Raw genomic sequence first — 12,628 nt, 5'->3', positions numbered from 1 at the left:
ATGCCGCTTGCAAACGCCGTGAAACCCTGCGGCCTGCAACACCCCGCCCCTATTTTAGATATTACACAAATTAGTGATGTGGCAGACGCCTTATCCTTAAACTTCATTAAACTTCGCGTGGTTGAGTAAACGAAGTTTTGTGCATGTGGTGTATTGCGTCATGTCCCTTCGCTTCCGTCTTCTGACCGGCATGCTGTCGGCCAGCATTCTTGCCTTTCCGGCGCTTGCCGCCGACAACAAGTCCCTGCAGATCGTCGTTTCGAAAAGCGATCAATCGCTGGCGCTTTACGAGAACGGCGAGATCGTTGCTACATCCAAGGTCTCAACCGGCAAGGCCGGGCATGAGACGCCGAGCGGCATTTTTTCGATTCTGGAAAAACGCAAATACCACGAATCGAACATCTACTCGGCCGCGCCCATGCCTTTCATGCAGCGACTGACATGGTCGGGCATCGCGTTGCACGAAGGCAAGGTGCCGAATTACCCGGCCTCGCATGGCTGCGTGCGCCTGCCTTCGAAATTCGCGCAGTCGCTGTTCGGCGAGACCCGCTACGGCGTGCATGTCATCATCACCGACCGGCCGGTTTCTCTGCGCTCCGTACAACATTCAGCCCTGTTTGAGCCGCGGGACGATGCCGATGACGGCAAGCTGCTTTTATCCGACGTCGAGCTGCGCCCCGCGACCTTCGACGCCGCATTGGGCACCGTTGAGGTGGCCGTAAATGAAAAAACGCAAGCCATCAAACCGATGGCCAAAGGCAAGGAGCCCTCGCCCTTGCGCATCCTCATCACCCGGCGCGGCGAGCGCGAAAAGGTGATGGATATTCAGGCCGTGCTGACCCGCCTTGGCTTCGATGCCGGCGCACCGGACGGCTATACCGGAGAAATGACGATCAGCGCCGTCAACGGGTTCAAGCGCTGGAAGGGGCTGAAAACCACCGGGCCGCTACTGACCGACGATTTCGTCGCTACGCTTTACGCATCCGCCGGCGAAGATCATCCACCGAATGGCCAGATCATGGTGCGACAGGATTTCAAGCCACTATTCGAGGCTGCGATCGACATCAAGGATCCCGAGGTGGCACTCGGAACGCATTTCTTCGAAGCCATTGCTGTCAACCGCACAGCCGGAACCGCCGAATGGAATGGCGTAACACTGGAAAACCATCTGCCGGCCGCAGCCCGCAAGCGGCTCGGCATCACCGTTACCGAAGCGCCCGGTGGCTTTGACCAGCTAAGCGCCGTGCTCGATCGCCTCGAAATACCGGCTGAAATTCGCTCCCGAATCGAGAAAGAGCTTTCAACCGGCAGTTCGATTACCGTTTCCGACCTCAGTCACCAGATGGAGACAGGGATGGGAACGGACTTCATTACCGTGACAAAGGAAGGGCCGGTTTGAGGGTTTGAGGCCTCACACCAGCTCCACATCAACAACGCCGGGGGCAGAGCGAAGTGCGGCGGCGATCTCAGGGGAAATACGATATTTCTCCGTCAGCTCCACCTCAATCTCACGGCTCCCCTCGTCCTTGATGACGATGAAATAAACCGATCCGTCACCTTTGGTATTGAGGTGGCGGGCAACGGTTTTCAGCGGGCCTGAATCTCGCACATAAACCCGCAACGCCTTCTGCATCTGCACGGATTTTTCCTCGAGCGATTGCGCCGTCTGGATGCGAAGACCGATGCCTTCCGGGCGCTCTTCCGCCTGCACGGTGATAACAAGGGATTTGCCCACCTCGAGCAGATCGCGAAACTGGGCAAGCCCTTCGGAAAACAACACCGCCTCATATTGGCCGGAGGCATCGGAGAAGGTGACGATACCCATCTTGTTGCCAGTGCGGGTCTTGCGTTCCTGCTTGCCGGTGACGGTGCCGGCCAGACGCCCGGCGGTCGCACCCTGTTTCACTGCGGCGGAAAAATCGGCGAAATTCTGCACCCGCAACTTTTCCAATACGGGGCGGTAGGTATCGAGCGGATGTGCGGTCAGGTAAAAACCGAGCACCTGATATTCGCGCAGCAGTTTTTCCGAGGCGAGCCACGGCTGGAAGGCAGGCAGGATGAGCTTTTCCGGACCGCTTGCGCCGCCGGAGCCGAACATGTCCGACTGGCCGGTAACGCGGCTTTCCTGCGCGCGTTGCGAATAACCGATAATGCGGTCCAGCCCGCCGATCATCTCGGCGCGGTCGCGGCCAAAACAATCGAAACCGCCAGCGTTGATGAGGCTTTCGAGCACACGCCGGTTGATCTGCTTCGGATCGATGCGCAGGCAGAAATCCTCCAGGCTCGCAAATGGCTTGCCGTCGCGCACGGTAACGATGTGTTCCACCGCGCCCTCGCCCACGCCCTTGATGGCGGCCAGCGAATAATAGATGCGGTTCTCACCCGTCTCGAACTGCCGGAAGGACGTCTGCACCGAAGGTGCCACGACCTCTATACCGAGACGGCTGGCATCCTGGCGGAAATCATTGAGTTTTTCCGTGTTGGCCATATCCAGCGTCATGGAGGCCGCAAGGAACTCAACCGGATAATGCGCCTTCATATAGGCGGTCTGATAGGACACGATGGCGTAAGCGGCGGCGTGGCTCTTGTTGAAGCCGTAATTGGCGAATTTCGCCAGAAGGTCGAAGATGGTGTTGGCCTGCGGCTTCGACACGCTGTTTCTGATCGCGCCGTCCACGAAGCGCTCGCGCTGCTGGTCCATCTCCTCCTTGATCTTCTTGCCCATGGCGCGGCGCAGAAGATCGGCTTCGCCGAGCGAATAACCTGACAGAACCTGGGCGATCTGCATCACCTGTTCCTGATAGACGATAACGCCCTGCGTTTCCTTCAGGAGGTGGTCGATGGTGGGGTGGATCGACTCCAGCTCCTCCTCGCCATGCTTGCGGGCATTGTAGACCGGAATGTTTTCCATCGGACCCGGACGATAAAGCGCCACCAGCGCAATGATGTCCTCGATGCAGTCCGGGCGCATGCCGATAAGCGCCTTGCGCATGCCGGCACTTTCCACCTGGAACACGCCGATGGTTTCGCCGCGTGACAACATCTCGTAGGTTTTGGCGTCGTCCAGCGGAATTGCGGCGAGATCGACCTTGATGCCGCGTTTGGCAACGAAATCGACGGCAACCTTCAGCACCGTCAGCGTCTTCAGACCGAGAAAGTCGAATTTGACGAGGCCGGCGCTTTCCACCCACTTCATGTTGAACTGGGTAACCGGCATGTCGGAGCGCGGATCGCGATACATCGGCACCAGCTTCGACAGCGGCCGGTCACCGATGACGATACCGGCAGCATGGGTGGAGGCGTGACGGTAAAGCCCCTCGATCTTCTGGGCGATATCCAGAAGTCGGGCAACGACGGGTTCCTTGTCCGCCTCTTCCTGCAGACGCGGCTCTTCCTCGATCGCTTTTGACAGCGGCGTCGGATTGGCCGGGTTGTTGGGGACCAGCTTGCAGATCTTGTCCACCTGCCCATAGGGCATTTCCAGCACGCGGCCGACGTCGCGCAATGCCGCGCGCGCCTGCAACGAACCGAAGGTAATGATCTGCGCCACCTGCTCGCGGCCATATTTGCGCTGCACGTAGCGGATCACCTCTTCGCGGCGGTCCTGGCAGAAGTCGATATCGAAGTCGGGCATCGATACGCGTTCGGGATTGAGGAAGCGTTCGAACAGCAGCGAGAAGCGCAGAGGATCGACATCGGTGATGGTCAGCGCATAGGCCACGAGCGAGCCTGCACCCGAACCGCGGCCGGGGCCGACTGGAATATCCTGCTGCTTGGCCCATTTGATGAAGTCCGCAACGATCAGGAAGTAACCGGGAAAACCCATGCGTTCGATGACGCCAAGCTCGAAATCCAGCCTGTCGCGATATTCCTGCTCTGTGTAGCCAGGTGCCATGCCGAGGGCCGCAAGGCGAAGATCAAGACCTTCGACGGCCTGACGGCGAAGCTCTTCGGCCTCTGCCCGTTGCGCCGCTTCGGGATCGTCGCTGGCACCGGTGAAGCGCGGCAGGATCGGCCCACGCTTCTTCAGCACATACGAGCAACGCATTGCGATTTCGACGGTGTTTTCCAGTGCCTCCGGAAGGTCGGCAAACAGCTCCGCCATCTCCTCACGGCTTTTCATATAATGGTCGGGGGTCAGGCGGAACCGGCTGTCATCCGAAACGATGGCGTTATGCGCCACCGCCATCAATGCATCATGCGCCTCATAATCGGCCCTCGAAGGGAAGAACGCCTCGTTGGTGGCGACCAGCGGAATATCATGTTCATAAGCAAGCCCGATCATACGCCGCTCATGGGCGCGGTCGAAACCGGACTGACGCTGCAATTCGATATAAAGCTTGTCACCGAAGAGTGATTTCAGCGCCAGCAGGCGTTCTCTCGCCTGCGCCGTATGCCCTTCCTTCAGAGCCATATCCACCGGACCACCGGAGGCACCCGTCAGCACGATCAGCCCGGCATTGGAGGCTTCCTCCAGCCATGCACGGGTAATATGCACGGACTGGCCACCGCTTTCGCCCTCCAGATAGGCGCGGCTGATAAGGTCCACCAGCCGCTCGTACCCTCCAGCATCAGCCGCGAGCAGCACGATGGCTGGAAGCTTGGCAAGGTGGCTGTTGTGGTTGCGGCGATCATCCACCGCATCCTGCATGTCGATCGACACCTGACAGCCGATAATAGGCTGCAAGCCCTCATCACGCGCCTTTTCGGAAAACTCCAGTGCGACGAAAAGATTGTTGGTGTCGGTAATGGCTATGGCCGGCTGGCCGTCTGCAACGGCCTTGGACATAATTTTCTTGAGGGGTAAAGCCCCCTCAAGCAGGGAGTAAGCGGAGTGAACCCGCAGATGGACGAAACCGGGTGTTTTCAGCGTTTCGCCAGAGGTCTCTCCACGCGTAACCGTCTCGCCCATATCGTCATCCTGTCATTCTGAATCGAGGGGGCGATTTTCCGATTTTCGGCCTTCAAAGTCCACCGCCTTTCGGCGTCTATACAGGCTTCTGCGCCGGTGTGCCCTTCACAGGGCAGTGAGGATCACCGAAAAGCTGGCGACGAACACAGCGATGGAGGCGAAAGCGGCAACGTCACGGATGAAATCAGTCATTGGTCTCTCCTTACTCGTTATGTTCTAACTTTGTTCTCATTTTGTTCGATTGTCAACAGGCTTTTATTGATAGTCTCCTTGCTAACGCGGCAGAATCGGCTGCGGTTCCACCTTCGTGAATGGCAAGCCACTGACTCCAAAGCAAAAAAACCCGGAGGCAAAAACACCTCCGGGTTCGTGAAAATTCAATTGTGGAAGGACGGGTGGCCTCGCGGGAAACCTGACCGTAGACAGACTCAGCCGCAGAAAAGATCGCAAAGGCGGCGTTATGGTCGCCTTACTGCATCACGATCAGAAGTCTACGATCTTGCCGTCTGCAAGCGTCACGCGGCGGTCCATGCGGTTGGCAAGCTCGTGATTATGGGTGGCGATCAGTGCGGCAAGGCCGGACTGGCGCACCAGCGCCTCCAGCGCATCGAACACGTAATGCGCGGTCTCGGGATCGAGATTGCCGGTCGGCTCGTCGGCGAGAAGCAGGAGCGGTGCGTTGGCAACGGCGCGCGCAATCGCCACACGTTGCTGTTCACCGCCGGAAAGCTCAGCCGGGCGATGTTCGCCGCGATGGCCGACGCGCATGTAATCGAGCAGCGCGCTCGCACGCTTGCGGGCCTCGCCCTGCGTCAAACCGGCGATGAGTTGCGGCATCATCACATTCTCCACCGCCGTGAACTCCGGCAGCAGATGATGGAACTGGTAGACGAAGCCGATGTCGCTGCGGCGGATCGCCGTGCGCTTTTCATCCGGCAGACCATTGCAGGGCGCGTCATTGATGAAAACCTCGCCAGCATCCGGATGTTCGAGAAGCCCAGCGAGATGCAACAGCGTGGATTTGCCGGTGCCCGAGGGGGCAACAAGCGCCACCATCTCACCACTCTTCAACTCGAAATCGGCCTTGCGCAGAATGGAGAGCGACGTCTCGCCCTGACCATAGGTCCTCTCGACGCCGGTAAGCCGCAGCACTGATTTTTTTGCCATATTGTGAAGCGGTCCTTATTCGTAACGCAGGGCCTGCACCGGATCGAGCTTGGAAGCCCGCCATGCCGGAAAGATGGTTGCCAGGAAAGAAAGCGTCAGCGCCATGATGACGACGGTAATGGTCTCGCTGATATCCATTTCGGCCGGAAGCTGGCTGAGGAAATAGAGCTGCGGATCAAACAGCACCGTGCCTGACACCCAGGAGAAGAACTGCCGGATCGATTCCACATTGAGGCAGACGATGACGCCAAGTGCCACACCGGCGAATGTGCCGACGGTACCGATGGCAGCTCCCGTCATGAAGAAGATTCGCATAACCGCGCCGGAACTGGCGCCCATGGTGCGCAGAATGGCGATATCGCTGCCCTTATCCTTCACCAGCATGATGAGGCCGGAAATGATGTTGAGCGCCGCCACCAGAACGATGAGCGTCAGTATCATGAACATCACGTTTCTTTCCACCTGCAGGGCGGAAAAGAAGGTCTGGTTACGCTGTCTCCAGTCGGTGATATAGATCTGCCGCTCAGCTGCCTGCTCCACCAGCGGGCGGATGCCGTCTACATTGTCGGGGCGACTGACGTAAAGCTCGATGGATTGCACCAGGCCTTCGGCATTGAAATAAAGCTGGGCTTCGGACAGCGGCATATAGATCATCGACGCATCATATTCCGACATGCCGATCTCGAAGACGCCCGAAATCTTGTAGGATTTGACGCGGGGGTTGACACCCATCGGCGTCACATCGCCTTCAGGCGAAATGAGGGTGATATCGTCACCCGCCGTCACGCCAAGCTGTGCGGCAAGCCTTGAGCCAACCAGAACCCCGTCGCCCGCCATGAAGCCGACGAGATCGCCGGTCTTGACGTTAGTGGCGACTTCCTTGATCTTGTCGATATCGTCCTGGCGAACGCCGCGCACGAGCGCACCCGAGCCGGCGCCACCGCGACCGGAGGCCAATGTCTGCCCCTCTACCAGCGGCAGGGCCATCGTCACGCCCGGAATGGCGGAGAACTTCTTCGCCAGCTCATCGTAATTGTTGAAGGGCTGGTCGATCGGCTGGACGATCATATGGCCGTTGATGCCGAGAATGCGCGAAATCAGCTCCGTGCGAAAACCGTTCATGACAGCCATGACGATGATAAGCGTCGCGACGCCCAGCATGATGCCGACGAAGGAAAAGCCGGCGATGACGGATATGAACGCTTCCTTGCGCCGCGACCGCAGATAGCGCCAGGCCACCATGCGCTCGAAAGCAGAAAACGGCCGGGCGGTCCTTTCCCGGGCGGAAGGAGCCGCACCCTTGTCAGCCTCGGCTTTTGCCATGTCGTCTCCCTGATCTGAACTTGAAAGGCCGGTTTTCACAAAAAACCGACCCCTGATCTTGATCTCATAAAGCTGGAGCGGATTTCAGGCGAAAACCGCTCGTCACTTTCACCATTTCGCGCTTAGCCAAGCACCCTGTTCATTGCCGCTTCGATTGTGACGGTTTCACGGTCGCCGGTCTTGCGATCCTTCACCTCGACTTCACCGTTCGCTGCCGAACGTGGGCCGACGATGATCTGCATCGGCACGCCGATCAGGTCAGCAGTCGCGAACTTCTGGCCCGCGCGGTCGTCCGTATCGTCATAAAGAACATCCTTGCCGGCATTGGAGAGCGAGTAATACAGCTTTTCGCACGCCGCATCACAGGCTGCGTCACCTGCCTTCATGTTGATAATCACGACATCGAAAGGAGCGACCGAAGCCGGCCAGATGATTCCGTTTTCGTCATGCGATGCTTCAATGATGGCGGGAACAAGGCGTGTCGGGCCAATGCCGTAGGACCCCATGTGAACGGGGTGTTCCTTGCCATCAGCACCCTGCACCTTGGCGCCCATCGGCTCGGAATATTTGGTGCCGAAATAGAAGATGTGGCCGACTTCGATGCCGCGCGCGGAAAGGCGCTCGCCGTCGGGAATGGCGTCATAAGCAGCTTCGTCGTGCATTTCCGAGGTGGCGGCATAGTCGGCCGTCCATTCGTCGAAAACGCCCTGAAGGGCTGCGACGTCGTCGAAGTTGGTATCATCGGCGGGGATGGCGCGGTCGAGGAAGCTCTTGTGGCAGAAGACTTCGGATTCGCCGGTATCGGCCAGAATGATGAATTCGTGGCTGTGATTGCCGCCAATCGGGCCGGTATCGGCACGCATGGGAATGGCGCGCAGGCCAAGGCGCTCAAAGGTGCGCAGGTAAGCCACGAACATCTTGTTATAGGAGTGGATCGCGTCTTCCTTGGTGAGATCGAAGGAATAGGCATCCTTCATCAAAAACTCGCGCGAGCGCATGGTGCCGAAACGGGGGCGCACCTCGTCGCGGAACTTCAGCTGAATATGATAGAGGTTCAGCGGCAGGTTCTTGTAGGATTTCACATAGGACCGGAAGATGTCAGTGATCATCTCCTCGTTAGTGGGGCCATACAGCATCTGGCGGTCCTGACGGTCCTTGATGCGCAGCATTTCCTTGCCGTAATCGTCATAACGGCCGCTCTCCTGCCACAGCTCAGCGGTCTGCAGCGTCGGCATCAGAAGCTCGATCGCGCCCGAGCGGTCTTGCTCTTCGCGGATGATCCTGTTGACCTTGTCCAGAACGCGCTTGCCGAGCGGTAGCCAGGAATAGATGCCAGCCGATTGCTGCCGGATCATGCCCGCACGCAGCATGAGGCGATGGGAGACAATCTCCGCTTCCTTGGGGTTTTCCTTCAGGATGGGCATGAAATAACGGCTGAGACGCATGACGACTTCCATTGGTATGGGCAACAACACGCAAAGGCGCGGGAATCGCCCCGAATAGAGGGATATTGGCGCCGTACATAGCTGTTTCTGACCAAGAAGAAAACCCGCCATGCAAAGACCTGCCGAGGCGATTTCGCGGCATTTTCGCGATAGCTAATTCGCGTCAAAACGCTTTGGCCGGAATATTATTCTTGATCCGGTGCGACAAATTGCACCACAGGGAATTTTTTGCCGACTGTAACAAATATGCAAAAAATGAGATGACAAGCATGGGTGATTGGGCTAACTTTAGCTCACAAAAGAGGCAGGAAGTCTAAATTCTTGCCGTTTTCGCGGTCAGTCTTGGGAGGATTCGATCTTAGGCGCGCTTGTCGCTGCCCCGGTAACGGTTACAGATCACGCGAAACCTGAAAAACAAGGCTGAAATGCCTTGTTTTTTTTTGATTCCGGCGAAGTTCACAACCCCGAATGCTTATTCCGGTAAAATTGTGACAGCGAATTGCCCGCCAGACACGCTCATGGTGTGTGCACGACTGATATGACATCCATGTGACAGCACTGGCGCATCTTGTGGCGACCGTTCATAAAACGGCAGCACGGCTCATATTGCCTTAAATCGCATCACGAAGCCCGCCACGCTGCAAAATTCTGCGGCGCGCTTAATCCTAGGCCGTGGGTGAAGTGCTCAGTCGAAAACCGGGATAATTCTCGGAAGGTCGTCCATGCTGACGCCGAACCACCAGGTTACGCCGTACCAGAGCCCGCAGATCAAGGCCGATATCAGCGTTGTCCACAAGACGATGCGCCCGCCCCTGAACCTTGACGGGGCGCTTGCAACCGTGCCGATCGCCACATCGCCGTCTTCTTCCTGGGTGCGAAGGCCAATCGGCAGCACAACGAAAAGCACCGTCCACCAGACGATGAAATAAATGGCGAAGACCGAAAGAAGCGGCATGACGTCCTCCTGCGTGATGCGCCCCTTGTAACGCATTCATCCGCGAACCGGAATCACTTCCCTGCAAGATGTATAAAAAGCTGCAAGAGAGGAGAAGGAACGATCGCGGACAGCGATTGCGTCATGTCCGAGATGGTCCGGACATGACGGGGCGTGACGGTTTGAAAACCCGGGATTTTCCGGTTCAGACCTTGGTGACGAAAACCGTCACGATCGGCTTCTTGCCCCATGCCTGATTGGCAGCGGCGCGTACGGCGCGGCGCACTGACTCGCGCAGCAGCGCAAGGTCCTTGCGGCGGGCCCGGGGGATGCTTTCCACGGCGCCGAGTACGGCGTCATAGAGCGTATCTTCCATGTCCTCGCCCTCATCATCGAATTCCGGCAGGCCGAAAGGTACGACATCGGGATCTCCGAGGAAGTCGTAGCGGCTGTCCAGCAGCACATTGACGGAGACATGGCCAGCGAAGGAAAGCTTGCGGCGGTTGCTGATCCCCATCTCGTCGAGGTCACCGATGAGGTTGCCGTCCTTGAAGACGCGGCCGTGCGGTGCGTCGTTGATGACTTCCGCAGGACCAGGCGCCAGACGCAGAATGTTGCCGTTACGAACCTTCGGCACCTGAGAAATGCCGGCCTGTTCGGCCAGTTCCTTCTGCGCCACCAGATGCGCCGCCTCGCCATGCACCGGCACCAGGATTTGCGGCTTGGTCCATTCGTACATCCTCAGCAGTTCGTTACGGCGGGGATGGCCGGAGACATGCACCAAAGCCTCATTGTCGGTAACGATATGGATGCCCTGCTCTATCAGGCCGTTCTTGATCTCGATGATCGCCTTTTCGTTGCCCGGAATGGCGCGCGAGGAAAATACCACCGTATCACCGGCAGCCAGCGCCACATTACGCATCTCATCGCGCGAAAGCTTGGCAAGGGCTGCCCGCGGCTCACCCTGCGAACCCGTGAGAATGACGACCACCTTGTTGCGCGGAATATAGCCGTATTCGTCTTCAGCCAGGAACGGCTTGATACCTTCCATGATGCCGAGATCCTGCGAAACGTTGACGACGCGCTTCAGCGACGAGCCGAGCAGCAGCACTTCGCGTCCGGCAGCTTCCGCAGCCTGCGCGATGGAGCGGATACGGCCAACATTGGAGGAGAAGGTGGTGATGGCCACGCGACCCTCGGCATTTTCAATGATCTGGCGCAGCCCCTCAGACACTTCGTGCTCCGAAGGCGATACGCCGTCACGCAGCGAGTTGGTGCTGTCGCACATCAACGCCAGCACGCCCTCCTCGCCGATGGCGCGGAAACGCGCCTCATCCGTCAACGGACCGAGAGACGGCGCCTCGTCAATCTTCCAGTCGCCCGTGTGGATGACATTGCCAAGCGGCGTGCGGATGACCAGCGACATCGGCTCGGGGATCGAATGGTTGACGCCGACGGCCTCGATTTCGAAAGGGCCGACATTGATGCGATCACCCGCCTTGAACGGGGTGATTGGAATTTCGGCACGACTGCCCTCGTAGGCGCGCTTTGCCTCCAGCATGCCGGCGGTGAAACCCGAGGCATAGACGGGCACGTTGAGGCCCGGCCACAGATCGTTCAGCGCGCCGTAGTGATCCTCATGGGCGTGGGTGATGATGATGCCTTTGAGGTTCTTCTTCTGCTCGGCGATATAGCTGATATCGGGAAGAACCAGATCGACACCAGGCAGATCGAGGCCGGCAAAGGTAACGCCGCAATCCACCATGATCCATTGGCGCTTGTTTTCCGGACCGTAGCCGTACAGCGCCAGATTCATGCCAATTTCGCCGACGCCGCCAAGCGGCAAAAATACCAGTTCGTCCTGTTTAGTCATTGTTCTTCTTATCCACTCACGAGAGCGCGCTGGCGACGGCAATATGCCGCGCCCAGCCGCCCGTTTAACAGCATCGGACATGAAACATCATCTGATCGACCGGGCCGATGCGGAGCCGGTCTGTCACCCTGCTTTTCATGAGCAGCAGGAAAGCTCCAACCTGTGGGAAGAGGTTCGGCGCGGGTCTTTGAAGACACGCCGTCCACCTCATCCAAAAAACACGTCGCCGGCGGCGATGGAGCGCCTTGTGCCCTCATCCTCATCCAGCAGCAGATAACCATTATCATCAATTCCAACGAAACGCCCGCCGATCGAGCGATCCGGAAAATTGACGGTGATATGTTCGCCGATACCGCAGGCAGCCGCCCGCCATCCGGCCATGACACCGGAAACGCCCCTGCCCTCATCCCAGCTTTGCAGCACATCCGCTGTCTCGCGGAAGAGATGCGCGAACAGCTCGTCGGGGGAGCACGACGCCCCGTGTTCGGACAGCATGGTGACGGGATAAAGCGGATTTTCAGGCTTGTGGGCGATATTGATGCCGATGCCGATGACGATGGCGCGGCGTCCATCCGGCAGAAGTTCGGCTTCCATCAGAATGCCGCAGGTCTTCCGGCGCCCGATCAGCACGTCATTCGGCCATTTTATCTCTAGCGGTTCGCCACCCGTCGGCAGCACAGCGCGAATGGCGCGGTAGACAGCGAGCGCAAAGGCAAGCGGCAATGAACCGATGCGGTCCATTGGCGCGGGATCGATGAGAAGAAGCGAAGCGTAGAGATTGCCTGGTTCAGACACCCAAGGCCGGCCGCGGCGACCGCGCCCGCCAGTCTGGCGGATGGCGGTGATCCACAGATTGCCGCCATCGCCTGCCCTTGCCCGGGCGAAACATTCTATGTTGGTCGATGGCGTTTCCGCCAACGCCTCGTGCCGGAAGTCATCGATGGACATCCGGCCCGTATGCTTGTGCGTATTGC

At 58.5% G+C, this 12,628-nt stretch carries 8 protein-coding genes; 1 reads left to right on the top strand and 7 read right to left on the bottom strand.

Annotated features, from left to right (window positions below):
* Window positions 1-160: 160 nt before the first annotated feature.
* Window positions 161-1,399, top strand: coding sequence for a L,D-transpeptidase family protein (locus F617_RS0112515; protein ID WP_019565484.1), 1,239 nt, complete (start codon window positions 161-163; stop codon window positions 1,397-1,399).
* Between the two features lie 12 nt (window positions 1,400-1,411).
* On the opposite strand, the gene dnaE is transcribed toward F617_RS0112515, so the two are convergent.
* The 7 genes from dnaE to F617_RS0112475 all read right to left on the bottom strand — a co-directional run bounded on the left by dnaE (window position 1,412) and on the right by F617_RS0112475 (window position 12,602).
* Complete coding sequence (dnaE, locus tag F617_RS0112510) at window positions 1,412-4,912, bottom strand: DNA polymerase III subunit alpha (protein ID WP_019565483.1); 3,501 nt, start codon at window positions 4,910-4,912, stop codon at window positions 1,412-1,414.
* Between the two features lie 483 nt (window positions 4,913-5,395).
* Window positions 5,396-6,079 (bottom strand): ABC transporter ATP-binding protein, encoded by a 684-nt coding sequence (locus tag F617_RS0112500; protein WP_013635957.1) that lies wholly within the window; start codon window positions 6,077-6,079, stop codon window positions 5,396-5,398.
* Window positions 6,080-6,094: 15 nt separating this feature from the next.
* A complete protein-coding gene (locus F617_RS0112495; RefSeq protein ID WP_003512696.1) occupies window positions 6,095-7,402 on the bottom strand; it encodes a lipoprotein-releasing ABC transporter permease subunit in 1,308 nt (435 codons plus the stop codon).
* A 122-nt stretch (window positions 7,403-7,524) separates the two neighbouring features.
* Complete coding sequence (gene proS / locus F617_RS0112490; RefSeq protein ID WP_019565481.1) at window positions 7,525-8,847, bottom strand: proline--tRNA ligase; 1,323 nt, start codon at window positions 8,845-8,847, stop codon at window positions 7,525-7,527.
* 685 nt (window positions 8,848-9,532) lie between these two features.
* Entirely contained in the window at window positions 9,533-9,838 is a 306-nt protein-coding gene (locus tag F617_RS0112485) for a DUF1467 family protein (protein WP_003512694.1), read from the bottom strand.
* A gap of 148 nt (window positions 9,839-9,986) precedes the next feature.
* Window positions 9,987-11,654, bottom strand: a complete 1,668-nt coding sequence (locus F617_RS0112480; RefSeq protein WP_019565480.1) for a ribonuclease J — start codon at window positions 11,652-11,654, stop codon at window positions 9,987-9,989.
* Between the two features lie 207 nt (window positions 11,655-11,861).
* Complete coding sequence (locus F617_RS0112475) at window positions 11,862-12,602, bottom strand: biotin--[acetyl-CoA-carboxylase] ligase (protein WP_026330818.1); 741 nt, start codon at window positions 12,600-12,602, stop codon at window positions 11,862-11,864.
* Between the last annotated feature and the right edge of the window lie 26 nt (window positions 12,603-12,628).

This window comes from Agrobacterium sp. 10MFCol1.1 (assembly GCF_000381165.1).
Taxonomy (GTDB): Bacteria; Pseudomonadota; Alphaproteobacteria; order Rhizobiales; family Rhizobiaceae; genus Agrobacterium; species Agrobacterium tumefaciens.
Note: the sequence above shows the minus strand (reverse complement) of the source record. Positions and strands in the feature narration are given on the sequence as shown.